Source organism: Halovulum marinum (genome assembly GCF_009697225.1).
In the GTDB taxonomy this organism is placed as follows: domain Bacteria; phylum Pseudomonadota; class Alphaproteobacteria; order Rhodobacterales; family Rhodobacteraceae; genus Halovulum; species Halovulum marinum.
The window spans coordinates 40,998-64,850 of the sequence record NZ_WIND01000010.1 but is presented as its reverse complement, the minus strand read 5'-3'; the positions used below and the strand labels follow the sequence as shown (position 1 = coordinate 64,850).

General features: G+C 69.8%; 24 protein-coding genes. 11 read left to right on the top strand and 13 right to left on the bottom strand.

All coding sequences use genetic code 11. The annotated features are described in order from the left end of the window. Window positions 1–3 precede the first annotated feature (3 nt). Window positions 4–1,680 (top strand): chloride channel protein, encoded by a 1,677-nt coding sequence (locus tag GE300_RS13220; RefSeq protein ID WP_154447049.1) that lies wholly within the window; start codon window positions 4–6, stop codon window positions 1,678–1,680. A gap of 27 nt (window positions 1,681–1,707) precedes the next feature. Here the strand turns inward: GE300_RS13220 and GE300_RS13215 are convergent, their stop codons facing one another. From GE300_RS13215 to cobT, 3 genes are all read right to left on the bottom strand, one after another. Next, window positions 1,708–2,052: a DUF427 domain-containing protein gene (locus tag GE300_RS13215; protein ID WP_154447048.1), complete on the bottom strand. Its 345-nt coding sequence runs from the start codon at window positions 2,050–2,052 to the stop codon at window positions 1,708–1,710. A gap of 254 nt (window positions 2,053–2,306) precedes the next feature. Continuing rightward, window positions 2,307–4,109, bottom strand: coding sequence for an aminopeptidase P family protein (locus tag GE300_RS13210; protein WP_154447047.1), 1,803 nt, complete (start codon window positions 4,107–4,109; stop codon window positions 2,307–2,309). After that, on the bottom strand, window positions 4,109–6,016 hold the full coding sequence (cobT, locus tag GE300_RS13205; RefSeq protein WP_154447046.1) for a cobaltochelatase subunit CobT: 1,908 nt from the start codon (window positions 6,014–6,016) through the stop codon (window positions 4,109–4,111). The genes GE300_RS13210 and cobT overlap by 1 nt, the downstream gene beginning before the upstream one ends. 132 nt (window positions 6,017–6,148) lie before the next feature. Here cobT and GE300_RS13200 point away from each other — a divergent pair, with 132 nt between their 5' ends. Beyond that, complete coding sequence (locus GE300_RS13200) at window positions 6,149–6,358, top strand: hypothetical protein (protein WP_154447045.1); 210 nt, start codon at window positions 6,149–6,151, stop codon at window positions 6,356–6,358. A 54-nt stretch (window positions 6,359–6,412) separates the two neighbouring features. Continuing rightward, complete coding sequence (locus GE300_RS13195; RefSeq protein ID WP_154447044.1) at window positions 6,413–6,595, top strand: hypothetical protein; 183 nt, start codon at window positions 6,413–6,415, stop codon at window positions 6,593–6,595. 30 nt (window positions 6,596–6,625) lie between these two features. On the opposite strand, the gene GE300_RS13190 is transcribed toward GE300_RS13195, so the two are convergent. Both GE300_RS13190 and cobS read right to left on the bottom strand, forming a co-directional pair. Further along, the gene (locus GE300_RS13190; protein ID WP_154447043.1) at window positions 6,626–6,883 is read right to left on the bottom strand and encodes a hypothetical protein; all 258 of its coding nucleotides are present in this window, start codon (window positions 6,881–6,883) and stop codon (window positions 6,626–6,628) included. 5 nt (window positions 6,884–6,888) lie between these two features. Further along, a complete protein-coding gene (gene cobS, locus GE300_RS13185; protein WP_154447042.1) occupies window positions 6,889–7,875 on the bottom strand; it encodes a cobaltochelatase subunit CobS in 987 nt (328 codons plus the stop codon). 168 nt (window positions 7,876–8,043) lie between these two features. Here cobS and GE300_RS13180 point away from each other — a divergent pair, with 168 nt between their 5' ends. Continuing rightward, window positions 8,044–8,739, top strand: a complete 696-nt coding sequence (locus GE300_RS13180) for an RraA family protein (RefSeq protein ID WP_154447041.1) — start codon at window positions 8,044–8,046, stop codon at window positions 8,737–8,739. Between the two features lie 72 nt (window positions 8,740–8,811). Here the strand turns inward: GE300_RS13180 and GE300_RS13175 are convergent, their stop codons facing one another. Then, window positions 8,812–9,468: a J domain-containing protein gene (locus tag GE300_RS13175; protein ID WP_154447040.1), complete on the bottom strand. Its 657-nt coding sequence runs from the start codon at window positions 9,466–9,468 to the stop codon at window positions 8,812–8,814. Between the two features lie 88 nt (window positions 9,469–9,556). Between GE300_RS13175 and GE300_RS13170 the strand changes: the two genes are divergently transcribed. Next, window positions 9,557–9,817: a BolA family protein gene (locus GE300_RS13170; protein ID WP_154447039.1), complete on the top strand. Its 261-nt coding sequence runs from the start codon at window positions 9,557–9,559 to the stop codon at window positions 9,815–9,817. 6 nt (window positions 9,818–9,823) lie between these two features. On the opposite strand, the gene GE300_RS13165 is transcribed toward GE300_RS13170, so the two are convergent. Both GE300_RS13165 and GE300_RS13160 read right to left on the bottom strand, forming a co-directional pair. Continuing rightward, a complete protein-coding gene (locus GE300_RS13165) occupies window positions 9,824–10,273 on the bottom strand; it encodes a hypothetical protein (protein WP_154447038.1) in 450 nt (149 codons plus the stop codon). A gap of 173 nt (window positions 10,274–10,446) precedes the next feature. Then, on the bottom strand, window positions 10,447–11,499 hold the full coding sequence (locus GE300_RS13160; protein ID WP_154447037.1) for a Gfo/Idh/MocA family protein: 1,053 nt from the start codon (window positions 11,497–11,499) through the stop codon (window positions 10,447–10,449). Between the two features lie 253 nt (window positions 11,500–11,752). Between GE300_RS13160 and GE300_RS13155 the strand changes: the two genes are divergently transcribed. Then, the gene (locus GE300_RS13155) at window positions 11,753–12,409 is read left to right on the top strand and encodes an abortive infection system antitoxin AbiGi family protein (RefSeq protein WP_233416994.1); all 657 of its coding nucleotides are present in this window, start codon (window positions 11,753–11,755) and stop codon (window positions 12,407–12,409) included. A 20-nt stretch (window positions 12,410–12,429) separates the two neighbouring features. Here the strand turns inward: GE300_RS13155 and gatB are convergent, their stop codons facing one another. The 5 genes from gatB to pepN form a co-directional block, all read right to left on the bottom strand. After that, the gene (gene gatB / locus GE300_RS13150) at window positions 12,430–13,941 is read right to left on the bottom strand and encodes an Asp-tRNA(Asn)/Glu-tRNA(Gln) amidotransferase subunit GatB (protein WP_154447035.1); all 1,512 of its coding nucleotides are present in this window, start codon (window positions 13,939–13,941) and stop codon (window positions 12,430–12,432) included. Window positions 13,942–14,654: 713 nt separating this feature from the next. Continuing rightward, the gene (locus GE300_RS13145; RefSeq protein WP_154447034.1) at window positions 14,655–15,215 is read right to left on the bottom strand and encodes a type 1 glutamine amidotransferase domain-containing protein; all 561 of its coding nucleotides are present in this window, start codon (window positions 15,213–15,215) and stop codon (window positions 14,655–14,657) included. Between the two features lie 82 nt (window positions 15,216–15,297). Further along, complete coding sequence (locus tag GE300_RS13140) at window positions 15,298–15,756, bottom strand: hypothetical protein (protein ID WP_233416993.1); 459 nt, start codon at window positions 15,754–15,756, stop codon at window positions 15,298–15,300. 137 nt (window positions 15,757–15,893) lie between these two features. Further along, a complete protein-coding gene (locus tag GE300_RS13135) occupies window positions 15,894–16,664 on the bottom strand; it encodes an SDR family oxidoreductase (protein WP_154447032.1) in 771 nt (256 codons plus the stop codon). 9 nt (window positions 16,665–16,673) lie between these two features. After that, entirely contained in the window at window positions 16,674–19,253 is a 2,580-nt protein-coding gene (gene pepN, locus GE300_RS13130) for an aminopeptidase N (protein WP_154447031.1), read from the bottom strand. Between the two features lie 379 nt (window positions 19,254–19,632). Here pepN and GE300_RS13125 point away from each other — a divergent pair, with 379 nt between their 5' ends. The 5 genes from GE300_RS13125 to GE300_RS13105 all read left to right on the top strand — a co-directional run bounded on the left by GE300_RS13125 (window position 19,633) and on the right by GE300_RS13105 (window position 23,846). Further along, window positions 19,633–19,887 (top strand): hypothetical protein, encoded by a 255-nt coding sequence (locus GE300_RS13125; RefSeq protein WP_154447030.1) that lies wholly within the window; start codon window positions 19,633–19,635, stop codon window positions 19,885–19,887. A gap of 112 nt (window positions 19,888–19,999) precedes the next feature. Next, window positions 20,000–20,377, top strand: coding sequence for a VOC family protein (locus GE300_RS13120; protein WP_154447029.1), 378 nt, complete (start codon window positions 20,000–20,002; stop codon window positions 20,375–20,377). Beyond that, window positions 20,377–21,066 (top strand): helix-turn-helix transcriptional regulator, encoded by a 690-nt coding sequence (locus GE300_RS13115; RefSeq protein ID WP_154447028.1) that lies wholly within the window; start codon window positions 20,377–20,379, stop codon window positions 21,064–21,066. The genes GE300_RS13120 and GE300_RS13115 overlap by 1 nt, the downstream gene beginning before the upstream one ends. Before the next feature lie 192 nt (window positions 21,067–21,258). Further along, window positions 21,259–23,421, top strand: coding sequence for a malate synthase G (locus GE300_RS13110; RefSeq protein WP_154447027.1), 2,163 nt, complete (start codon window positions 21,259–21,261; stop codon window positions 23,419–23,421). Next, window positions 23,418–23,846, top strand: a complete 429-nt coding sequence (locus tag GE300_RS13105; protein ID WP_154447026.1) for a GlcG/HbpS family heme-binding protein — start codon at window positions 23,418–23,420, stop codon at window positions 23,844–23,846. Before GE300_RS13110 ends, GE300_RS13105 begins: the two co-directional genes overlap by 4 nt. Window positions 23,847–23,853 lie beyond the last annotated feature (7 nt).

Sequence of the window (23,853 nt, the reverse complement as noted above, 5' to 3'; positions counted from 1 at the left end):
GCCATGTCCGAGGTCGGCGATCTGCTGAAACGGCAGTTCCACCGCGGCGTCCGGCGCAGTTCGCTGGCGCTGACGGCGGTTCGGCTGCACGGCCTGGGGGCGGTGCAGTTCTGGGTCGTGGCGCTGCTGATCGGCGTCGCCGCCGGCTTCGGCGCGGTCGGCTTCCGGCTGGGCATCGAGACGCTGCAGGAACGGATCTACGGCGCCACCGATGTCGAACTGGCCAGCCACCTGGCGACGCTGCACTGGGGCTGGCTGGTGGCGATCCCGATCTTCGGCGGGCTGGTCGTCGGCATCATCCTCAACGCGTTGACGCCGGACGGGCGGGCGCACACGGTGGCGCATGTGATCGAGGGCGCCGCGCTGCGCGACGGCCGGGTCGACACCCGTTACGGCGTCGCCTCGGCGCTGGCGGCGCTGGTGACGCTGTCCACCGGCGGCTCCACCGGGCGCGAGGGGCCGGTTGTGCATTTCGGCGCCACCATCGCCACCTGGGTCTCCAAGGTGATCCGCGCCGACGGGCTGACCGGGCGCGACCTGATGGGCTGCGCGGTGGCGGCGGCGGTCTCGGCCTCGTTCAACGCGCCGATCGCCGGCGCGCTGTTCGCGCTCGAGGTGGTGCTGCGGCATTTCGCGGTCCATGCCTTCGCGCCGATCGTCATCGCTTCGGTCGCAGGCGCGGTGGTGGCGCGGCTGTTCGTCGGCGACGTGACCGAGTTCATGCTGCCGGTGCATGTGCTGAATTTCTACCAGGAGCTGCCGGCGTTCATGATCCTGGGGCTGATCTGCGGTCTGGTCGGCGCGCTGATGATCTGGTCGCTGGTGGTGGCCGAGGATCTGGGCGACGCGGTGTCGCACCAGCTGCGCGTGCCCGGCTGGGCGCGTCCGGCGATCGCCGGGGCGCTGCTGGGCGGCATCGCGGTGTTCTTCCCGCACATCATCGGCGTCGGTTACGAGACCACCTCGCGCGCGCTGACCGGCGGGCTGGACCTGCGCCAGGTGCTGCTGTTCGCCGCCGTCAAGGTGGTGGCGGTGTCGATCACCGTGGCCGGGCGCATGGGCGGCGGCGTGTTCTCGCCCTCGCTGATGCTGGGCGCGCTGACCGGCCTCGGCTTCGGCTATGTCGCCACCTCGATCTTCCCGGCGATCTCGGGGACGGTGTCGCTCTACGCGCTGGCCGGCACCGGGGCGGTCGCGGCCTCGGTGCTGGGCGCGCCGATCTCAACCACGCTGATCATCTTCGAGATGACCGGCGACTGGCAGGCTGGGCTGGCGGTGATGGTGGCGGTGTCGCTGTCTTCGGCGCTGTCGACGCGCCTGGTGGCGCACAGCTATTTCCTGACCGTGATCGAGCGCCACGGCCGCCGCCTCGCCGCCGGTCCGCAGGATTACCTGCCGGCGACGATCCGGCTGGGCCGGCTGATGACGCCGCTGGGCGAGGGCGGCCCCGGATCGATGACGCAGATCCAGGACCTGCTGGAGCAGGGCGTGTGGCTGACCCCCGAGGACACGCTGGAAAGCGCCCTGCCGATGCTGGAGCGCAGCCGCGCCGGCTATCTGCCGATCGGCCGGCCGCAGGAGGACGGCACCCCCGACCTGCTGGGGGTGGTCAGCCACATCGACGCGCTGAAGGCCTACAACCGGGCGCTCTGCGCGATCGCCCGCGAAGAGCACTCCTGACCCGCGCCGGGGGCGGGCTTGTGCGCGTCAGAGCTGCTCGACGGTGATCCCGTCACGAACATGGAAGGCAACATGGCCGGCGATCGGCGCGGTGTCGCCGGCCGGCGCCTCGTAGGACCACGCGGCGTCGGGGATCGCGCCGCTTTTCGCAATGATCGAATAGAAGGTGGCCGCGCCGCGCTGCGGGCAGTCGGCGGCGCTGTCGGTCTTGTCCAGAAAAGCCATCTCGACGTCCTCGCGCGGGAAGTAGATGATCGGCGGGCTGTCGTCCTCGATCAACTCCAGCGCATTGAGGCTTTCCCCGATGACGGCGCCACCGGCCCGTATGACCCAATGCCCCGTCGCCGGCCGAATCGTGATGGTCTTGGTCATCATGAGCAGTCCTCTCAAAACAAGTTGTACCGCGCCCGTGTGACGGGATCGTCACGGAGAGTTGGCGTGACGGGATCGTCACGGAGTGTAGGCGTGACGGGATCGTCACGGAGAGTTGGCGTGACGGGATCGTCACGGAGTGTAGGCGTGACGGGGTCGTCACGGATGATCGCCGTGACCGGATCGTCACAGATTAACGCCGCCACCGCCGTGCCGGAGGCATCGCCCGCGTCGGCCGTGAATACCCACTCCGGTCAGAGCGCGCGCGTCGCGTCCGACAGCCAGTCGCGTGTCTTGTCCGATACCAGCGGGGCCAGCCGATCCCGTACGGTGCGGTGATAGGAGTCGAGCCAGTCCCGCTCCTCTCCGCTCAGAAGTTGGCCGTCAATCAGCCGAAGGTCAATGGGTACGTAGGTCAGCGTCTCGAATCCCAGCATCGGGCGCTCGCCGCCGTCGGGCACGCGCGGCTCGGTGACCGCCAGCAGGTTCTCGATCCTTATGCCGAAGGCGCCCTCGCGGTAGTAGCCGGGCTCGTTCGACAGGATCATGCCGGGCTTCAGCGGCTCGGTGCTGCGCCGCGACAGCCCGGCCGGTCCCTCGTGCACGCCCAGATAGGCGCCGACGCCGTGGCCGGTGCCGTGGTCGTAGTCCATTCCCGCGCGCCACAGCGCGATGCGGGCCAGCGCGTCCAGATCGCGCCCCGCCAGCCCCTCGGGCCAGCGTGCGCGGGACATCGCGATCATGCCCTTCAGCACCAGGGTGAAGGCGCGGCGCGCATCGGGATCGACCGCGCCGGTGGCGACGGTGCGGGTGATGTCGGTGGTCCCGTCGGCGTACTGGCCGCCGGAATCGACCAGTAGGACATCCCCCGGCGCGATTGGGCGGTTGGTCCCGTCGGTGACGCGGTAGTGCACGATGGCGCCGTGCGGCCCGGCGCCGCAGATCGTGTCGAAGCTGAGGTCGCGCAGCGCGTTGGTGGCGCGGCGGCGTGCTTCCAGTTCCTGCACGACATCGATCTCGGTCAGCGTGCCGCCGGCGACCGCGCCGTCCAGCCAGCACAGGAACTCGACCATCGCCGCGCCGTCGCGCAGATGCGCGGCGCGGCTTCCGGCCAGCTCGGCGCCGGTCTTGCAGGCCTTGGGCAGCACGCAGGGATCGCGCATCCAGCGCACCTCGGTTCCCGCCGCCGCCAGCCGGTCCGACACCCAGGCCGGGGCCGAGGCCCGGTCGACCCCCACCGGGCCGGGCAGCGCATCGAGCGCGGCGCCGAACTCCTCCGGCGCGGCGATCTCGACCTCGGCGCCGAGGTGGCGGCGCACCGTCTCGTCCAGCTTGGCCGGATCCGCGAACAGCGACACGCGGCCATCGGCGTGCAGGATCGCGAAGCCGTGCATCACCGGGATGCGCGCCACGTCGCTGCCGCGGATGTTCAGCAGCCAGGCGATCGAATCCGGCAGGGTCAGCACCGCCGCCTTCACGCCTTCGGTGCGCAGCGTCCCGGCAACCTCGCTGCGTTTGTCGCCGTGGCCGCGTCCGGAGAATTCCAGCGGCTGCACCTCGGCCCGCCCCGCCGGCGGCGGCGGCTGGTCGTCCCAGATCGCGTCGACAAGGTTGTCGACCGGGCGCAGCGCGATCCGCGCAGGATCCAGTACCTCGGCCCAGTCGGCGATGTCCCTGGCAGTGTGCAGCCACGGATCGTAAGCCACCGTCTGGCCCTGGCGCAGGTGCCCGCGGGCCCAGTCGGCGGGCTTGTCCGCGGGAACCGATTTCAGCGTCAGCACGCCGGTGTCGACCTGGGCCGCGGCCTGCAGCGTATAGCGCCCGTCCACGAACAGCGCGGCGGCGTCGGCCAGCACCACCGCCAGCCCCGCCGAGCCGGTGAAGCCGGTCAGCCAGCCCAGCCGCGCGTCGCGCGCGGCGACGAACTCGCCCTGGTGGGCGTCGGCGCGGGGCACCAGAAATCCGTCGACACCGGCTTTCTTCATGGCGCCGCGCAGCGCGGCGATCCGGGGTGGTCCCAGCGCCGGATCCGAAGGGATCGCGAAGTCCTGGAACATCAGGCGGCCCTGCCGGGCCGCTTGCCGCCGTCGCGCTCGAACAGCGCGGCCAGCTGTTCGGTCATCGCGCCGGCCAGCTGCTCGACATCGGTGATCGTCACCGCGCGCTGGTAGTAGCGGGTCACGTCGTGGCCGATGCCGATGGCGATCAGCTCGACCGCGCGGCGTTTCTCGATCATCGCGATCACGTCGCGCAGGTGCTTTTCGAGGAAGTTCGCCGGGTTCACGGACAGCGTGGAATCGTCCACCGGCGCGCCGTCCGAGATCACCATCATGATCCGCCGCGCCTCGGGCCGGCCCAGCATCCGGCGGTGCGCCCATTCCAGCGCCTCGCCGTCGATGTTCTCCTTCAGCAGGCCTTCCTTCATCATCAGGCCCAGGTTCGGCCGCGCCCGCCGCCAGGGGGCGTCGGCGCGCTTGTAGACGATGTGGCGCAGGTCGTTCAGCCGGCCGGGCAGGGGCGGGCGGCCCTGCGCCAGCCAGTGCTCGCGGCTTTGTCCGCCCTTCCAGGCGCGGGTGGTGAAGCCCAGGATCTCGCACTTCACCTGGCAGCGCTCCAGCGTGCGGGCCAGCACGTCGGCGCAGATCGCGGCAATGCTGATCGGCCGCCCGCGCATCGAGCCCGAGTTGTCCAGCAGCAGCGTCACCACCGTGTCGCGGAACTCGGTGTCGGCTTCCTGCTTGAAGCTGAGCGGCGTGGTCGGGTTGGCCACCACCCGCGCCAGGCGGCCGGCATCGAGGATCCCCTCCTCGAGGTCGAACTCCCAGCTGCGGTTCTGCTGCGCCTGCAGCCGCCGCTGCAGCCGGTTCGCCAGCCGGCTGACGGCGCCCTTCAGCGGCTCCAGCTGCTGGTCGAGATAGGCTCGCAGCCGTTCCAGCTCGGCCGGGTCGGCCAGATCTTCGGCGGCGATCTCCTCGTCGTACTGGGTGATGTAGACCCTGTAGTAGGGGTCGGCCTCGGACACCGGCGGCTGCAGCTGATCCTGCGGCGGCTCGCCGTCGTCGGCGTCCATGTCCTCGACGTCCTCGCCCGCGTCCAGATCGTCGGTGCTGACATGCGCGGTCTGGGTGTCGACCTGGTCGGTGTCCTGCTCCTGCTCGCGGGCGTCGGCGTCGTCGGGCTTGTCCTCGTCCTCGCCGCCCTGGTCGGGCTCCTGCTGGGCGGTCTGCTCGTCCTGGCCCTCGTCGCCGTCCTCGCTCTCGTCCTCCAGGTCCGGGTCCTCGCCCAGCTGGTCGCCGTAGCCGAGATCGCGGATCACCTGCCGCGACAGGCGCGAGAACGCGCGCTGGTCGTCCAGCACATCGCCCAGGTTCGCCAGGGTCGCGCCGGCCTGGTTGTCGAGCCGCTCGCGCCACAGCTCCAGCACCGTCTCGGCGCCCTTCGGCAGCGGCCGCCCGGTGGCCAGCTGGCGCACCAGGAAGCCCGCCGCCTCGGCCAGCGGCGCGTCCTCGGCCGCCTTCGCCTGGGAATAGCCCTTGCGCCGGCACTCGTCGGCGATCTTGGCGTCGATGTTGCCGGCGGTGCCGGGCATGGCGCGCGCGCCCACCGCCTCGCAGCGGGCGGTCTCCATCGCCTCGTACAGTGCCGCGGCGTCGGCCCCCTGCGGGGCATAGCGGCTGTGGGTGGCGTCGTTGTGGAACCGGCGGCGCAGCGCGAAGGCGTCGGCGGTGCCGCGGGCCAGCATCACCTCGTCCCGGCTCATCCGGCGGGTCACCTGCGGCAGGCGCGCGGTGTCGGCGGTCAGCCCCGGCGGGTCGACCGAATAGCTGACGGACAGCTCGGGGTCGTTGGCCAAGGCCTTGGTGGCTTCGGCCAGCGCCTTCTTGAACGGATCCGCGGGGTTGTCCTGGGCCTTGCCGTAGGGCGCCGAGTTGTGACCGCGGGAGGGTTTGCTGCTGGATGCCATGGCTTCGTAAATTGGGCATGCGGCCGGCTTTGGCAAGGGACAATTCCCGCGGCCTCCGCACCGTGCGCCCGGTGACATTTTTATGACGATTTCCGCGTACAGTATGTAGTTTCCAGGCAAAGGGAAAGGCACATGACGCTCAAGGCATTTCTGGCCGCGCTACTGCTGGCGACCGCGACGCCGGCGGTCCCCGCCGCGGCGGAATTCGACCGCACCTGCGCCTATTTCAGCAACGTCGCCTACAACGACCGGTTCACCCGAGAATACCTGACCTTCCGGATCCGGCTGGCCGACGACTGCGCCGACGCGCTGGCGGTCCTGGACGGCGCGCGGCCCGGCTAGGTCCGCCACGCGCTGTCGGCCAGCTACCTGCAAAGGCTGGAAGACTACCGCCGGGTGATGATCGGCATGGCGCTGGAGCGGTTCCGCGCCAGCCGTGCCGGGGCCCGCACCGTGCACCGTCCGGTGACCCGCAGCGGGGCGTTCCTGATCGCCCGGGTGATGGGGGTGACAGACACCCACACCCGCTGGCGCGCCTGGCGCCAGGCGATGGCCGAGGGGCGGGTGCTGATCCGGTGATCGTGCCGGCCCGGGGCCCGGCGGCGCGGCCTATGCGTCGCCGCCCAAGCCGATGAAGCGATAGTTGCCGCGGTCGACCCGTGTCAGGAACCGCGGCACGTTGCGGCTGGCCTGCGGACTGTTCACCGCATAGTCCGAGACCAGCATGGAGCCGTCGGGCCGGTCCGGAAACCGCCGCTGATACTCCGCGCGGAACTCTGTGGCCGAAAACACGCCCGGAAATTCGCGTGCGATAACATAGTGCTCCCAGTCGACCTGCCCGAAGTCGCGGCTCGAACGCCGGCCCATCGCGCTCAGCCCAGGCTGACGCTGGCGGCGCTTTCCGGCAGCTCCTCGTCGAAGCAGCGCTGGTAGAACTCGGCCACGGTCTCGCGCTCCAGTTCGTCGCACTTGTTCAGGAACGTCAGGCGGAAGGCGAAGCCGACGTCGCCGAAGATCTGCGTATTCTCGGCCCAGGCGATCACCGTGCGCGGGCTCATCACCGTCGACAGATCGCCGTTCATGAACGCGGTGCGGCTGAGATCCGCGACGGTGACCATGCGGCTGATCACCTTGCGGCCCTCGTCGGTGGCGAAGGCCGGGTTCTTCGAGATCACGATCTCGGATTCGGTGTCGTGGGCCAGGTAGTTCAGCGTCGCCACCAGCGACCAGCGGTCCATCTGGCCCTGGTTGATCTGCTGGGTGCCGTGATAGAGGCCCGTGGTGTCGCCCAGTCCGACCGTGTTCGCGGTGGAGAACAGCCGGAAATAGGGGTGCGGGTGGATCACCTTGTTCTGGTCCAGCAGGGTCAGCTTGCCGTCGACCTCGAGCACGCGCTGGATCACGAACATCACGTCCGGGCGGCCGGCGTCGTACTCGTCGAACACGATCGCCACCGGGTTGCGCAGCGCCCAGGGCAGGATGCCTTCCTGGAACTCGGTCACCTGCATGCCGTCGCGCAGCTTGATCGCGTCCTTGCCGATCAGGTCGATGCGGCTGATGTGGCTGTCAAGGTTGACGCGCACGCAGGGCCAGTTCAGCCGGGCCGCGACCTGCTCTATGTGCGTCGACTTGCCGGTGCCGTGATAGCCCTGGATCATGACGCGGCGGTTGTGGGCGAAGCCGGCCAGGATCGCCAGCGTGGTGTCGCGGTCGAACACATAGGCGCTGTCGACGTCCGGCACCCGCTCGGACCGCTCGGAAAAGCCCTTGATGGTCATCGGCATGTCGATGCCGAAGGTCTCGCGCACGCTCACGTCGCGCGTCGGTTCGCCGGGCAGCTCGATTCCACCGTCAGCCATGCTCATCATCATCCTTCCTGCCTGCGCCTCGACGCCCGCGGGCGTCGCCCGGCCTGCCGGGTGACACCGCCGTTCTTTGGACGAAATCGCCCGTGGTTGCAAGGCGGGCGGGTTGACAGCAGGCGCCCTACGGGCGCTTCTGGCCGCTCCACGACCGCCGGAGTGATCATGATAGAAGAACCGTCCCTGCTGACCATCGTCCGCCCCGCCGCGCGCCGCCGCCCGACGGCTGCACAGATCGCCGCCTTCGCCGACCTGCCCACCGGATTCGTCGTCGACGCGATGGACGGCCGCGGCGCGATGGACATGGCCATCAAGCCCGTGCCGGGCCTGCCAAGCCGGCTGCACGGGCCCGCGCTGACCTGCGACAACCGGCCCGGCGACGTGATGGCGCTGCTGGCCGCGCCGAGCCAGGCGCAGCCCGGCGACGTGATCGTCAACGCCGTCGCCGGCTGGCAGGGCTGCGCGGCGCTGGGCGACCGGATCTGCGGCATGGCGCGCAACGCCGGCGCGGCGGGCATCGTCACCGACGGCCCGGCGCGGGATCTGGCCGGGATCCAGGCCGCCGGCCTGCCGCTGTTCTGCACCGGGCTGACCCCGAACTCGCCGGTGACCAGCGGGCCGGGCGCGATCGGCCTGCCGGTCCTCGCCGGCGGCCTCCACGTCGAGACCGGTGACATCATCGTCGCCGACGAGGACGGCGTCGTCGTCGTGCCGTTCGCGCGCATCGACGGCGTGCTGGAGCGGGTCCGGCAGGTGATGGCGCTGGAGCAGGCGCTGGACGCCCGCGTGGCCGAGGGCGAGACCGGCATCGACCGCGTCCGCGCGATCCTCGACGGGCCCGGCGTCACCTGGATCGGCTGACGCCGCGGCCGCGCAACCGGCCGGCGACCCCCGGCCGGTGAAGCTCAGTCGGTGAAGCTCAGTCGGTGAAGCTCAGTCGGTGAAGCTGCGGCTGTCCTTGACCTGATCCCAGGCCCAGACGACCTCGGCCAGGCGATCCTCGTCGTCGCGCTTGCCGCCGTTCATGTCCGGGTGCAGCACCTTGACCAGCGCCTTGTAGGCGGCGCGCAGCTCGGACTTGGTCGCGGTGTCCGACACCTCGAGGATCGTCAGCGCCTTGCGTTCGGCCGGCGGCAGCCGGCGCTGCGGGCGGGCCTCGGCGTGCTGCGCGGCGCCATTCTGGGTGCCCTTGTCGCCCAGCACCTCGAACGGATCGTCGAAGCCGAAGCGCTGCCAGGCGCGGCCCTCGGGATGGCCCTCGGGGCCGTTCTTGAACGGCTTGGTCGGGCGTTCCCACACCTTGTCGGCGGCGAACTGGCGCTCCAGCTCGGCCTCGGAATGATTCTCGAAGAAGTTCCATTTCAGATTGTACTCGCGCACATGCGCCAGGCAGAACCAGTGGAACTCCTCCAGATTGTCCGGCGACTTCGGCGCGCGGTACTTGCCCGGGCTGTCGCAGGCGGGATGCTCGCAGGTCTTCGACGACGACTCGACGGCGCCGGTCATCCCGCGCGCGCGCTGTCGGCGGCGCTTGTCGGCGCTCACCGAGATGTCGAAATCGAAGGGCGACTTGCCTGTCCTGGGAGCCATCCTGTTTCCTCCTTCCCGAGTCGGAGCCGAGAGTTTAAAGGTTCTGGAGCCCGCGCCAAGGGCGCATGTCCACACAGCCGGAGCGGAAATGAATACCGCGGAAATCATTGAGAAAAAGCTGCGCGAGGCGTTCCGGCCCGCGCGGCTCGAGGTCATCGACGACAGCGAGGCGCACCGCGGCCACGGCGGCTGGCGCGAGGGCGGCGGCACGCACTTCAAGGTGGTGATCGCCGCGCCGGCGTTCAACGGCCTGGGCCGGGTGCAGCGCCAGCGGGCGGTGCACAAGGTGCTGGCCGAGGAACTGGCCGGACCGGTGCACGCGCTGTCGTTGCAGGTCGAGGACGGCTGAGACGGCTCAGTCCTCGCGCTCGCCCGGGGTCAGGCGCATGGCGCTGAGCGGCGGCTCGGTGGCGGCGCGGCCGGTGCGCGAGAAGCGCGGCTCCTTCGGCTCCTTCGGTTCCTTCGGGTTGGGGCGCGGGGTGTCCTCGACCTCGTCCTCGGTGGGCGCTTCGGCCTCGACGGCGCGGGCGGCGTTGCGGCGTGCGACAGCGGGCTCGGAGACCACCGAGGACACCGGCCGGCGGAACACCAGCACGGTCTGGTAGACCTCGGTCGGGTTCGACAGCATGCCCTTCTTCTCTTCGGCGGGCAGGGTGTCGGCGCGCAGGTATTCCCAGCCGTCGCGGGCCTCGGCGTTCATCACCTCGCTCAGCATGAAGGCGAAGCGCTCGGCGGGGGTCTTCGCGCCCTTGGCGCGCTTGGCGCGGCGCGGGGCGGCGACGACCTTGTATTCGAAGTGCTGCATCGGGGCCTCCGGTTGGGCGTGCCGGCGGACACTATAGTATCCGCCGGGTCCGGGGGAAGGGGGCATGGCGCGATCGGCGGCAATCCCCGAAATCCGGCGGATTTCACCGTGAAAACCCCATCAAGTCATTGAACTGGCTGATGAAATGAATGTGAAAACAGTGTTAACGCGCCTCAGTGCGCGACGTCGACCGGCCGGCCGGTCCTCGACGAGGTCTCGATCGCCTCGATCAGCCGGTGCGCGGCCAGCGCCTCGCGTCCCGGCACGATCGGCGCACGCCCGGCGCGGACGGCAGCGATGAAATCCTCGATCACGCCCCGGTGCCACGCGTGCTGCGCGACCAGCGCGCCGGAATCGTCCGCGTCTTCACCGGTGGCGGCGTCGGCCTCGAAGCGCCCGTCGCGCCAGGACAGTTGCAGGGAATTGCGGCCCAGACGCAGGGATGCATGTTCGCAATGCAGCGTGACCGCTTCCTCGCGGTGCGGAAAGGTCGCGGTGCTGACCACCAGCGAGCCGACCGCGCCCGAGGCGAAGCGCAGCCCGGCGACGGCCAGATCCTCGGCCTCCATCCGGTGCAGCGGGGTGGTCGCGGTCATCGCCTGCACGCTGGCGACGGGGCCGGTCAGGCTGAGCGCGAGGTCGATGGTGTGGATCGCCTGGGTGATCAGAACGCCGCCGCCGTCGCGCGCATAGGTGCCGCGTCCAGGCTCGTCGTAATAGGCCTGGTCGCGCCACAGGGGCGCGGCGATCTCGACATGGCCGAGCCTGCCCAGCCGGCCGCCGGCAAAGTGCCGCACCGCCGCCTTCGACGCCGGGCGCACCCGGTGCTGGAACAGCACGCCGAGGGTGACGCCGGCGCGCGCACAGATCTCGACGACCCGCTCGGCCTCGGCGGTGGTGCGGGCCACGGGCTTTTCCAGCAGGATGTGCTTGCCCGCGCCGGCGAGTTCCTCGATCAGCCCGATCCGCACGCTGGGCGGCGTCGCGACGATCGCCACCTGCACGTCCGCATTGCCGGTCACGGTTCCGAGGTCCGAGCAGAACCGGGGCGGCGGGCCGGCATAGTGCTCGGCAAGGTGTTCCGCCCGTTCGGGGTGGCGCGTGATCACCGCATCGAGCCGCACCCGGTCGCGCAGGTCCGACAGCGCCGCGACATGGGTCTTGCCGATCATGCCAGCGCCGATGAGGGCGACGCCGGTGCGCTGCGTGTCTGGTGTGTTGTTCATGATTTACGTTAACGATTTATGATATTATTGAGTAACATTGTAAGCTGCGTATATGGGGGCTTCAATGAGTAATTCGCATTACAGTTTTGATCGAGCTGCCCACTCAGATTTTCTAGTCCATTGGACCGGGCGGGATATTGATAGTTATGGTGATCATAATTGGTGCGACCGTGATCACAAGTCAATTACAAGTCAATCTGAGTGCGCGAAGTATGTTAAACGATTGAAAGATATACTGACCTATGGACTTTGGATGACTGAAGAGGATGCGCGTACGTATTTCGTGGGATCAAAGAAAGTTACAATCCCTCCCTCACCGCAATGCTGCTTCACGGAGTTGAAGCTGTCTGAGGCCAGGCGCCATGCTGCACGATACGGTCGTCTAGGCATAGGTGTGAAGAGACCGTTTTTATTTAATAGATTTGGCCGGCCAATGATCTATTTCGGATTCGATGCCAGTGCAACAAATGACAAATTTCTCAGTGCCTGCCTTGCAGATATAACGGAAAAATCACTTCTGAATTATTTCAAGCCAATGAACAGTAATATTAAAATGTTAAACTATGATTTTTATTCTGAATCTGAATGGCGAATTATACTATTTAATGAGTTGATTGATAAGGGGTATATAAAAGATCCGTCCGATCACCGTAACAAGAAGGAATTTGAATACTATAAAGGATTAAGTGATCAAGAAAAATCGAAGCTAAAATATCTTCTTCCTCTAGATCATTGGTTTTCGTTGATAATCTATCCGAGTGTTGACGTAAAGGTCATGTGCCAAGAGGGCAATGGTGAGTATATTTCAAACCAAATAAAAAGGATCAAGTCCGAGCGAGGAGCATCAGGCTCCACACTCGGCGGCGGCTGGCCAATTGAACTGGACTTGGATGCGTGTCGCAATTTCTAGTGAATTGCCTCACCAGTTGCTCAGATCCCCAGCTTGGCGCGGATGATCTCGTTCACCGCCTTGGGGTTGGCCTTGCCGCCGGTGGCCTTCATCACCTGGCCGACGAACCAGCCGGCCATCGACGGCTTCTCCCTGGCCTGCGCGGCCTTGTCGGGATTGGCGGCCAGCACGTCGTCGACCGCGGCCTCGATGGCGCCGGTGTCGGTGACCTGTTTCATGCCGCGGTCCTCGACGATCTGCGCAGGATTGCCGCCTTCGGTCCAGAGGATCTCGAACAGGTCCTTGGCGATCTTGCCCGAGATGTCGCCCCTGGCGATCAGGTCGATGATCGTGCCCAGCTGCGCGGCGCTGACCGGGCTGTCGGCGATGCCGTGGCCTTCCTTGTTCAGGCGGCCGAACAGCTCGTTGATCACCCAGTTCGCGGCGGTCTTGCCGTCGCGGCCCGTGGCGACCTGCTCGAAGAAGGTCGCGTTGGCGGTCTCGGCGGTCAGCACGCTCGCGTCGTATTCGGTCATGCCGTAGTCCTGCACGAAGCGGGCCTTCTTCTGGTCCGGCAGCTCGGGCAGGGAGGCCCTGATCCGGTCGACCCAGGACTGCTGGATGGTCAGCGGCAGCAGGTCGGGGTCGGGGAAATAGCGGTAGTCGTGCGCCTCTTCCTTGGAGCGCATCGAGCGGGTCTCGCCCCTGGTCGGGTCGTAGAGGCGGGTTTCCTGGTCGATCTTGCCGCCGTCCTCGAGGATCGCGATCTGGCGGCGGGCTTCAAAGTCGATCGCCTGCTGGATGAAGCGCATCGAGTTCATGTTCTTGATTTCGCAGCGGGTGCCCAGATGGCCGAAATCGCCGGTCTCGCGGTACGTCTCGTAGGCGCCGGGGCGGCAGACCGAGACGTTGACGTCGGCGCGCAGCGAGCCTTCCTGCATGTTGCCGTCGCAGGTATCGAGATAGCGCAGGATCTGGCGCAGCTTGCGGACGTATTCGGCGGCCTCTTCGGGGCCGCGGATGTCGGGGCGCGAGACGATCTCCATCAGTGCGACGCCGGTGCGGTTGAGGTCGACGAAGGACATGGTCGGGTCCATGTCGTGGATCGACTTGCCGGCGTCCTGTTCCAGGTGGATACGCTCGATCCGGACCCGGCGGGCGACGCCGGGTTCCATGTCGACGATCACCTCGCCCTCGCCGACGATGGGGTGGTAGAGCTGGCTGATCTGGTAGCCCTGCGGCAGGTCGGGATAGAAATAGTTCTTGCGGTCGAACTGGCTGAACAGGTTGATCCCGGCCTTCAGGCCCAGCCCGGTGCGGACCGCCTGCTCGACGCAGAACTCGTTGATCACCGGCAGCATGCCGGGCATCGCGGCGTCGACCAGCGCGACGTTGGTGTTCGGCTCGGCGCCGAAGGTGGTCGAGGCGCCGGAGAACAGTTTCGCCGTCGACTTGACCTGGGCGTGCACCTCCATGCCGATGACCAGCTCCCAGTCCTCGCGGGCGCCGGCGATCGTCTTCGGCTTGGGTTCGGTGTAGGACAGCTCGCTCATGGAAACCCCGTCTCGGTGCGTCGGGGCGGGTTTAGAGCGGCGGCGCGCAAACGGCAAGGGCCGGGGGGCGTCAGCCGTGCAGGATCCGCCGCAGGTCCAGCAGCCCGGCGGCGACGTCCTCGGGCAGGGCGCCGTTCTCGGCGAAGATGCGGTGAGTCATCCGCTCCATGTCGGGCAGCGTCGCGGCGCCGGTCAGCCGGTGCAGCCGGCGCGACAGCCGGATGACGGCCTGGCCCGGCGTGCCGCACTGGTCGGCTATCCAGCCGCCGAGCGCGGCCAGTTCGCGCGCCTCGGCGGCGGGGATGTCGATACACCGACTGCATCTGCAGCACCATCGCCGTCTGCCGCGAGTCGGTCAGCGGGCCGAGCGACCTGGCCAGCGCGTTGAGGATGCCGCTGGCGGCGACCCGTGCATCGTCGATGCTGTCGGCGGGGTGAAGGGTCGCGCGGCGGCGGAAGCCGAAGCGGCGGGCGGCGAGGCGCACGTCGCGGGCGGCGTCGGTCAGTTCCGAGGCGATGTCGGCGGCGTGGCGGGCGCGGTAGTACCAGACCAGCGCGGCGCCGGCGATGGCGAGCAGCCCGAGGATGATGTGCATGTGGCCGGTCCCGGTTCCCGTTGCGGGCGTTGCCTAGCACGAAAACCGGGGCGGAATGATGACCCGCCGGGACCGCCGGCGGGTCGGGATCCTGCGACGTGGCGCCGCGAAAGCCGGTCAGGCGGCCTTGCGCGGGTGGCGGCCTTCCTTGACTTCCTCGATGATCTTGGCGGTGAACGCCTCGAGATCGCCGGGGTTGCGGCTGGTGATGATGCCGTTCGAGATCGCGACGTCCTTGTCCACCCAGTTCGCGCCGGCGTTGATCACGTCGGTCCTGATGGAATGGTAGGAGGTCATCTCGCGGCCTTTCGCGACGCCGGCCTCGATCAGCAGCCAGGGCGCGTGGCACACCGCGGCGACGATGCGGCCGGTCTCGGTGAAGGCGCGGACCAGCGCCACGGCGGTCTCGTCGGCGCGCAGCAGGTCGGGGTTGATCTGCCCGCCGGGCAGCACCAGCGCGTCGTAGTCCTCGGGCGAGGCGTCTTCGATCTTCAGGTCGGCGTCGACGGTCCTGCCCCAGTCGTCCTTGTCCCAGCCCTTCGCCGGCTTGCCGTCGGGGGTGGCGACGTGGACCGTCGCGCCCGCCTCGCGCAGCCTTTCCAGCGGCGTGAACAGCTCGGACTGCTCGAAGCCGTGGGTGGTCATGATCAGGATGCTGGTGTCGGTGATGTCGGGCATGAAGGGCTCCTTTCCGGTTGCCTTGGCGCGACAACGCCCCGGTGGAGCCGATGTTCCTACGGCAGCGGCGGGTGTCGCCGCGTCAGGCGCCGGGAAGCGTCGCCGCGACGGCGCCGGGCAGCCGGTTGCCGAAGATGGCCAGGGCGATGCGCCGCTGCGCCGCGGGGGCCGGCCCGCCAAGCTGGCCGAGCCGGGCGGACAGCGCCGGCACCGCCTGCAGCGGCGAGGCGTACTGGTTCGCCACCCAGGCGCCCAGCAGCGCCAGCTCGCGCGCCTCGGCCGCGTCGATGGCGAAGGTGGCCTGCATCTGCGTGAGCAGGCCGCGCTGGTGCGCGGTGGAGGCGCCCTCGACCGTGATCATGGCGTGGAACAGCGCCGCGGCGGCGATGCGCGGGTTGTCCACCCCTACCACCGGGGCCAGCAACTCGGGCGCGGCCGCGCGGCCGCCGCCGGCCAGCGTGACCGCCGGGAACGCGCCGTTGCGCATGAAGTGCAGCAGCAGCAGGACGGTGGCGGCGAAAGCGAACAGCGCGGTCATCATGTCGGATCCTCCGAGGGCCGGTCGGTCCCGGCGACAGCTGCGGAGGGTGGCGGCGAATTGTGGCACCGCGGGGTCGGAACGGCGGTGGTTTCGTGCCGGTGGCCGCGGCCCGCGGTCAGTGGCCGGTCAGCGCCCGTTCAGCGCCCGCCGGAGACCTTGAGGATCTCGCCGGTGACGTAGGACGCCTTGTCCGAAAGCAGCCACAGGATCGCCTCGGCGACCTCGTCGGCGGTGCCGGCGCGCCGCATCGGCAGGTCCGGCGCCATCCGCGCGGCGCGGTCGGGGGCGCCGCCCTTGGCGTGGATCGGCGTCTCGATCACCCCGGGGCGGACCGCGTTCACCCGCAGCCCGTGCGCCGCCTGCTCGGCGGCGAGGCCGATGGTGAAGCTGTCGATCGCGCCCTTGGTCGCGGCGTAGTCGACATACTGGTTCGCCCCGCCCAGCACCGCCGCCACCGACGAGACGTTGACGATCGCGCCGCCCGGCCCGCCGTGTGCGCGCGACAGCCGGCGCACCGCCTGCGCCGCGCACAGGAAGCTGCCGGTGACGTTGACCGCGAACAGCTGCGACAGCCGCTCGGCGGTGATCTGCTCGACCCGCGCCGCGGGGGCGACGATGCCGGCGTTGTTGACCAGCGCGTCGAGCCGGCCGAGCCCCTCGTCGAGGCGGTCGAACATCGCCGCGACCTGCGCCGGGTCGGCGACGTCGGCCTGCAGCAGCAGCGCGCGCCCGCCGGCGGCGCGCACCGCCTCGGCCGCCGCCTCGGCCCCGGCCCGGTCGGAGCGGTAGTTGACGCCGACGTCCCAGCCGGCGCCCGCGGCAAGCCGGGCGGTGGCGGCGCCGATCCCGGCGGAGGCGCCGGTGACCAGCACCACGGGGCGGGCGGCGGCGTTTTCGGATGTGGGCATGGCGGCTCCTCAGGCTGCGGGGGCGTCGAGAATGCGCCCGACGATCTCGGTGGTGTCGCGCGACAGCGCGTCGCGGTCGGCGATGCGCTGCAGCTGGTGCAGGATCAGCGCCTGGCGCCCCTCGTCGAACTGGCGCCAGGTCTCGAACGCGCCGGCCAGCCGCGCGGTGGTCTGCGGGTTCACCGGGTCGAGCTTGATCAGCCAGTCGGCGAGGAAGCGGTAGCCGGCGCCGTCGGCGCGGTGAAAGCCGGCCATGTTGCCCATCGCGAAGCTGCCCACCACCGCGCGCAGCCGGTTCGGCGTCTTCCAGTCGAAATCGGCGTGCTCGGTCAGCGCCTGCACGGTCTCGACCGCGCGCTCGGGCGGGGTCAGCGCCGCCTGCACCGAGAACCACTTGTCCAGCACCAGCGGGTCGTCCTTCCAGCGGGCGTGGAACGCGGCCAGCGCGGCGTCGGCGTTGTCCGAACGGACCAGCAGGCCCAGCGCCTGCATCGTCTCGGTCATGTTGTCGGTGCGGGCGAACACCGCGCGCGCGGTGGCGGCGTCGGGTTCGAGCCGGGTCAGCAGCCCCAGCAGGCGGCCGCTGAGCGCCCGCCGACCGGCGCTGTCCGCGTCCGGGCTGTAGCGGCCGGGAACCGCCAGCGCACGGATCCGTTCGGGCAGGTCGGGGATCAGCCGCGCCAGCGCCGTGTCGAGCCGGATCAGCGCGACGCGCACCTCGGCCGGATCGGGCGGCGGGCTGTCCTGGCGCACGGTGCGGAACACGTCCTCGGCGGTGGGAAAGCCCAGCACCAGCGCCTTGAACGCCGGGTCCAGCGCCGGATCGTCGAGCGCGGCGACCAGCGCGGTCAGCAACTCGGGGTCGGCCGGGGTGTCCGGCGCGCGGACCATGCGGGCCAGCACGTCGCGGGTCAGCGCGTGCCCGGCCTCCCACTTGTTGAACGGGTCGGTGTCGTTGGCCAGCAGGAAGGCGCGCTCGGCGTCGTCGGCCGTGCGGTTCAGGATCACCGGCGCCGAGAAGCCGCGCAGCAGCGACGGCACCGGGCGTGCGGCGAGGCCCTCGAAGGTGAAGCTCTGCCGCGCCTCGGTCAGCTCCAGCATCCGGGTCGGCACGACCTCGGCACCCTGCCGGTCCAGCAGGCCGGCGGCGACCGGGATCACCAGCGGCCGCTTCTCGGCCTGGCCCGGCGTCGGCGGCGTGGACTGGGTCAGGGTCAGCGTGTAGGTGTCGCCCTCGAAGCTTTCCTCGACGCCGAGGCGCGGCGTGCCGGCCTGCGAGTACCAGCGCGCGAACTGCGTCAGGTCGCGGCCGGTGGCATCCTCGAACACCTCGATCCAGTCCTCGATCGTGCAGGCCTGGCCGTCGTGCCGCTCGAAATAGAGGTCGAGCGCGCGGCGGTAGGCGTCGGCGCCGACCAGCCGGTGCAGCATGCCGATCACCTCGGCGCCCTTCTCGTACACGGTGGCGGTGTAGAAGTTGTTGATCTCGATGTATTCCTGCGGCCGCACCGGATGCGCCAGCGGGCCCGCGTCCTCGCGGAACTGGCGCGTGCGCAGCATCTGCACGTCCTCGATCCGCTTCACCGGGCGGCTGCGCTGGTCGCCCGAGAACTGCTGGTCGCGGAACACCGTCAGCCCCTCCTTCAGGCACAGCTGGAACCAGTCGCGGCAGGTGATCCGGTTGCCGGTCCAGTTGTGGAAATACTCGTGCGCGATGATCCCCTCGATCAGTTCGTAGTCGCGGTCGGTCGCGGTCTCGGGGCTGGCCAGCACGTATTTCGAGTTGAAGATGTTGAGGCCCTTGTTCTCCATCGCGCCCATGTTGAAGTCGTCCACCGCGACGATCATGAACAGGTCGAGGTCGTACTCGCGGCCATATTCGGTCTCGTCCCAGCGCATCGAGCGCTTCAGCGCGTCCATCGCGTAGGCGCACTTGTGCTGGTCGCCGGGGCGGACGTAGATCTTCAGCGCCACCTCGCGCCCCGAGGCGGTGACGAAACCGTCGTCGTGCGAGACCAGATCGCCCGCCACCAGCGCGAACAGGTAGCTGGGCTTGGGGTGCGGGTCGTGCCATTCGGCCCAGCCGGGGCCCTGCGCGGTCGGGTTGCCGTTCGACAGCAGCACCGGCTGGTCGCCCTCGATCCGCACGGTGTAGGTTGCCATCACGTCGGGACGGTCGGGAAAGAAGGTGATCTTGCGAAAGCCCTCGGCCTCGCACTGGGTGCAGTACATGCCTTTGGACATGTAGAGCCCCTCGAGCGCAGTGTTGTCCTTCGGCGCGATCTCGACCTCGGCCTCCCAGGTGAAGGGTCCGTCCGGCAGCGCGCCGGCGGGCACGGTCAGCCCCTCGGCATCGGGGTTGAGCTCGATCCGCGCGCCGTCGATGGCGGCCGCGCGCAGCGTCAGCTTCTCGCCGTCGAGCCGCAGGTCCTGGCCCGGCGCGGCGTGCGGGTTGGGCCGCATCGACAGCCGCGCGGCAACGCGCGTGGCTGCCGGATCGAGCCGGAACGTCAGATGCACCGCGTCCACCAGGTAGGCGGGGGGCGCGTAGTCCGTCAGGCGGATGGTGGGGGGCGTGTCGGTGCGCATGGAAAACCTCGCTGTGTCGCCGCAGATGTAGCCCAAGGGGCGGCGGGTTGAAAGCCGGCGGCGGGCCCCGGTTCCGCCCCCGGCGGGACCGGGGAGAAAGGGAATGGCGCGTCAGCGCCTCCATCGGATCCGTCCGCTGGATCCGTCCGCTGGATCCGTCCGCTGGATCCGTCCGCTGGATCCGTCCGCTGGATCCGTCCGCTGGATCCGTCCGCTGGATCCGTCCGCTGGATCCGTCCGCTGGATCCGTCCGCTGGATCCGTCCGCTGGATCCGTCCGCTGGATCCGTCCGCTGGATCCGCATGCCGGCCCGGCCGGTGGCGGGAACGCGGGCGCGGGCTAGGTGGTTGTCCCGTTGCAATCCGCGCAGGAGGCCGAGATGAGCGCACCGCACGACAGCCCCGAAAAGCAGGCCAGGCGTCACAAGCCCGCGCTGGGCGGGATCGCGCTGAGCCTGATCGTGGGCGGCCTGTTCGCCCTGCTGATCGCCGCCTGGGCGATCCTGGGCGGCGATGATCCGGACGGCGCCGAGACCCGGATCGAGGGGCTGACCGGCGAGGAGGTCGAGGTCGAGGACGACGACCCGATCGAGACCGTGCCGGCGACCGAGACGCAGATCGATCCCGGCCAGTAGCGGCCAGTCGCGGCGCTTCACGGCACGGTGAGCGGCGCGGCCTGCTGACAGCATGCTGTCAGCAGGGCTGTGCGAGAACCATGGCACCGAAACGTGCTATGGGAGTCGCAGCATGACCTACCGACCCGACAACTTCACTGTCTGGACCGAGATCCCGGTCACCGACCTGGCCGCGGCGGTGGCGTTCTACAACGCCGTCACCGATGCCGGCCTCGAGATCGACGACAACGGCCCGAACCCGATGGCGATGTTCCGCCCGAAGGATCCCAGCGGCGGCGTCGCCGGGCATCTCTACCCGGGCAAGCCCGCCGCCGACGGCAGCGGCCCGACCGTGCACCTGGCGGCGCCGGGCCGGCTGGAGGACACGCTGGAGCGGGTGCGCAAGGCCGGCGGCCAGGTCGTCTCGGAGCCGATCGCGCTGCCGGTCGGGCGCTTCGCCTACATCCGCGATCCCGACGGCAACTCGATCGGCGTGTTCGAGACCCCGTGATGCGCCGCAGCGACCGCCTGTTCCAGATCGTGCAGTATCTGCGGGGCGGTCGCCTGACCACCGCGCGGCGTCTGGCCGCGCGGCTGGAGGTCAGCGAGCGGACGATCTACCGCGACATCGCCGACCTGCAGTCCTGCGGCGTGCCGATCGAGGGCGAGGCCGGCGTCGGCTACCTGCTGCGCGAGGGGTTCGATCTGCCGCCGCTGATGTTCACCCGCGACGAGGTCGCGGCGCTGGTCGCCGGCGCGCGGCTGGTGCGCGCCTGGGGCGGCGCGTCGCTGGCGCTGGCCGCCGAGGAGGCGCTGGTCAAGATCGAGGCGGTGTTGCCGCCCGAGGCGCGCGCCCGCGCCCGCGAGGTGCAGATCCACGCCGCCAGCTGGGACATGACCGACGCGCTGCGCGCCCGGCTCGACGCGATCGAGGCGGCGGTCGACGCGCGCACCCGGCTGGCGATCGCCTATGTCGACGCCGAAGGGCGCCCCACCGCGCGCACCGTGCGCCCGCTGGGGCTGTGGTTCTGGGGCAAGGTCTGGACCCTGGTCGCCTGGTGCGAGCTGCGCGAGGATTTCCGCATGTTCCGCATCGACCGCATCGGCGAGTCCGCCGACGCCGGCCGGTTCCGCGCCGAGCGCGGCCGCACGCTGGCGGATTTCTACCGCGCGATGCAGCTGAAGGGGCCGCCCGGCTGACGCCGGGACGAGGTCCGCCGCCTCGGCGGTTGCCTATCGGAAACGGAATCCCTTATTTGAGACCCATCCGAACCGGCCGGCGGTCCGGTGCCGCGGCCCGCAGGGGTCCGCGGTGCCGCCGCACGGGGCGGGCAGACACCTCAACTATTCGGTGCGGCTGTTCAGGGCGGCGCCGCGGAAATGGAGCGATTGATGACCGAGCGCGTCGAGAAGAGCGGATTGCAGGTGGAGGCCGCGCTGGCCCGGTTCCTCGAGCAGGAGGCGCTGCCGGGCACCGGCGTCGCGCCGCAGGCGTTCTGGGACGCGCTGGCCGGCATGGTCGCCGAGCTGGGGCCGCGCAACCGGGCGCTGCTCGAGACCCGCGAGCGGCTGCAGGCGCGGATCGACGACTGGCACCTCGAGCGGAAGGGCCAGCCGCACGACGCCGACGCCTACGAGGCGTTCCTGCGCGAGATCGGCTACATCGTCCCCGAGGGCGGCGATTTCACCGTCGAGACCGAGAACGTCGATCCCGAGATCGCCGCGATCCCCGGCCCGCAGCTGGTGGTGCCGGTGATGAACGCGCGCTACGCGCTGAACGCCGCGAACGCGCGCTGGGGCAGCCTCTACGACGCGCTCTACGGCACCGACGCGCTGGGCGACCGGCCCGCCGGCGGCGGCTACGACCCCGAGCGCGGCGCGCGGGTGATCGCCTGGGCCAGGGGGTTCCTGGACCGGGCGGTGCCGCTGCGGGGCGCTGCCTGGGCTGATGTCACCGGGCTGGCGGTCGCGGACGGCGCGCTGGTCGCGCGGATCGCCGGGGGGACCGCGGCGCTGGCCGACCCGGCGGCGCTGGCCGGCTTTCAGGGCACGGCGGCGGCGCCGGACAGCATCCTGCTGCGCCACAACCGCCTGCTGATCGAGGTGCTGATCGACGCGGACAGCCCGATCGGCAAGACCGATCCGGCGCACATCGCCGACGTGTGGCTGGAATCTGCGATCTCGACGATCATGGACTGCGAAGATTCGGTCGCCGCCGTCGACGGGCCGGACAAGGCGCTGGCCTACCGCAACTGGCTGGGGCTGATGAAGGGCGATCTGACCGAGGAGGTCCGCAAGGGCGGCCAGAGCTTCACCCGGCGGCTGAACCCGGACGCGAGCTACCAGACCCCGGACGGCGGCAGCCTCGAGGTCAAGTGCCGCAGCCTGATGCTGGTGCGCAACGTCGGCCACCTGATGACCACGCCGGCGGTGCTGGACGCGCAGGGCGCCGAGATCCCCGAGGGGCTGCTGGACGCGCTGTGCACCGTGCTGTGCGCGGTCCACGACCTGCAGAAGACCGGCGGGCCGCGGAACTCGGTCCGGGGTTCGGTCTATGTGGTGAAGCCGAAGATGCACGGGCCCGAGGAGGTCGCCTTCGCCGACCAGATCTTCGGCTATGTCGAGCGCGCGCTGCGGCTGCCGGCAAACACCGTCAAGATCGGCATCATGGACGAGGAGCGCCGCACCACGGTGAACCTGAAGGAGTGCATCCGCGCCGCGAAGCACCGGGTCTGCTTCATCAACACCGGCTTTCTCGACCGCACCGGCGACGAGATCCACACCTCGATGGAGGCCGGCGCGATGGTGCGCAAGGCCGAGATGAAGGGCACGAAGTGGATCGCCGCCTACGAGGACAACAACGTCGACGTCGGCCTGGCCTGCGGGCTGCGCGGCCGCGCGCAGATCGGCAAGGGCATGTGGGCGATGCCGGACCTGATGGCCGACATGCTGGAGCAGAAGATCGGCCACCCGAAATCCGGCGCGAACTGCGCCTGGGTGCCCAGCCCCACCGCCGCCACGCTGCATGCCACGCATTACCACCAGGTCGACGTGCCGGACCGGCAGGACGAGATCGCCAGGGGCGGACCGCGGGCCGCCCTGGGCGATCTGCTGACGATCCCGGTGGCGCGGGGCGTGAACTGGTCGGACGACGAGGTCCGCGCCGAGATCGAGAACAACGCCCAGGGCATCCTGGGCTACGTTGTGCGCTGGGTCGATGCCGGGGTGGGCTGCTCGAAGGTGCCGGACATCGACGACGTCGGGCTGATGGAGGACCGGGCGACCTGCCGGATCAGCTCGCAGCACATGGCGAACTGGCTGCACCACGGGGTGATCAGCGAGGCCCAGGTGATCGAGGTGATGAAGCGCATGGCCAAGGTGGTGGACCGGCAGAACGCCGGCGATCCGGGCTATGCGCCGATGGCGCCCGGCTTCGACGGGCCGGCGTTCCGCGCTGCCTGCGATCTGGTGCTGAAGGGACGCGCGCAGCCGTCGGGCTATACCGAGCCGCTGCTGCACCATTACCGGCTGAAGGCGAAGGAGGCGATGGCATGACGACGATTTCCCTCAAGGCCGCGCAGCGGATCATCGCCGCGGCGCTGGAAAAGGGCGGCGCGCTGTCGCTGAAGCCGCTGTCGGTGGTGGTGCTGGACCCAGGCGGGCAGGTGAAGGCCTTCGCCCGGCAGGACGGCGCATCGCCCGGCCGCTATGCCATCGCCCACGGCAAGGCCTATGGCGCGGTGATGCTGGGCATGGGCGGGCAGGCGCAGATGGCGCGGGCCGAGGCGCAGTCCTATTTCATGCTGGCCGCGAACGGCGCCTTCGGCGGCGCGGTGGTGCCGGTGCCGGGCGGTGTGCTGGTGCGCGGCGCCGAGGGCGCGGTGATCGGCGCGGTCGGGGTGACCGGCGATACCTCGGACAACGACGAGATCTGCGCCGTGACCGGCATCGAGGCGGCGGGGCTGACGCCGGAAGCCTGACCCCGGC

Coding starts and splice junctions, on each gene's coding strand:
- GE300_RS13215 (WP_154447048.1), bottom strand. CDS start 2,052: ATGACCAAGACCATCACGATTCGGCCGGCGACGGGGCATTGGGTCATA.
- pepN (WP_154447031.1), bottom strand. CDS start 19,253: ATGCGCACCGACACGCCCCCCACCATCCGCCTGACGGACTACGCGCCC.
- GE300_RS13175 (WP_154447040.1), bottom strand. CDS start 9,468: ATGGCTCCCAGGACAGGCAAGTCGCCCTTCGATTTCGACATCTCGGTG.
- GE300_RS13200 (WP_154447045.1), top strand. CDS start 6,149: ATGACGCTCAAGGCATTTCTGGCCGCGCTACTGCTGGCGACCGCGACG.
- GE300_RS13160 (WP_154447037.1), bottom strand. CDS start 11,499: ATGAACAACACACCAGACACGCAGCGCACCGGCGTCGCCCTCATCGGC.
- GE300_RS13155 (WP_233416994.1), top strand. CDS start 11,753: ATGACTGAAGAGGATGCGCGTACGTATTTCGTGGGATCAAAGAAAGTT.
- GE300_RS13140 (WP_233416993.1), bottom strand. CDS start 15,756: ATGATGACCGCGCTGTTCGCTTTCGCCGCCACCGTCCTGCTGCTGCTG.
- cobS (WP_154447042.1), bottom strand. CDS start 7,875: ATGGCTGACGGTGGAATCGAGCTGCCCGGCGAACCGACGCGCGACGTG.
- GE300_RS13190 (WP_154447043.1), bottom strand. CDS start 6,883: ATGGGCCGGCGTTCGAGCCGCGACTTCGGGCAGGTCGACTGGGAGCAC.
- GE300_RS13115 (WP_154447028.1), top strand. CDS start 20,377: ATGCGCCGCAGCGACCGCCTGTTCCAGATCGTGCAGTATCTGCGGGGC.
- GE300_RS13165 (WP_154447038.1), bottom strand. CDS start 10,273: ATGCAGCACTTCGAATACAAGGTCGTCGCCGCCCCGCGCCGCGCCAAG.
- GE300_RS13210 (WP_154447047.1), bottom strand. CDS start 4,109: ATGTTCCAGGACTTCGCGATCCCTTCGGATCCGGCGCTGGGACCACCC.
- GE300_RS13125 (WP_154447030.1), top strand. CDS start 19,633: ATGAGCGCACCGCACGACAGCCCCGAAAAGCAGGCCAGGCGTCACAAG.
- gatB (WP_154447035.1), bottom strand. CDS start 13,941: ATGAGCGAGCTGTCCTACACCGAACCCAAGCCGAAGACGATCGCCGGC.
- GE300_RS13170 (WP_154447039.1), top strand. CDS start 9,557: ATGAATACCGCGGAAATCATTGAGAAAAAGCTGCGCGAGGCGTTCCGG.
- GE300_RS13105 (WP_154447026.1), top strand. CDS start 23,418: ATGACGACGATTTCCCTCAAGGCCGCGCAGCGGATCATCGCCGCGGCG.
- GE300_RS13145 (WP_154447034.1), bottom strand. CDS start 15,215: ATGCCCGACATCACCGACACCAGCATCCTGATCATGACCACCCACGGC.
- cobT (WP_154447046.1), bottom strand. CDS start 6,016: ATGGCATCCAGCAGCAAACCCTCCCGCGGTCACAACTCGGCGCCCTAC.
- GE300_RS13135 (WP_154447032.1), bottom strand. CDS start 16,664: ATGCCCACATCCGAAAACGCCGCCGCCCGCCCCGTGGTGCTGGTCACC.
- GE300_RS13180 (WP_154447041.1), top strand. CDS start 8,044: ATGATAGAAGAACCGTCCCTGCTGACCATCGTCCGCCCCGCCGCGCGC.
- GE300_RS13110 (WP_154447027.1), top strand. CDS start 21,259: ATGACCGAGCGCGTCGAGAAGAGCGGATTGCAGGTGGAGGCCGCGCTG.
- GE300_RS13120 (WP_154447029.1), top strand. CDS start 20,000: ATGACCTACCGACCCGACAACTTCACTGTCTGGACCGAGATCCCGGTC.
- GE300_RS13220 (WP_154447049.1), top strand. CDS start 4: ATGTCCGAGGTCGGCGATCTGCTGAAACGGCAGTTCCACCGCGGCGTC.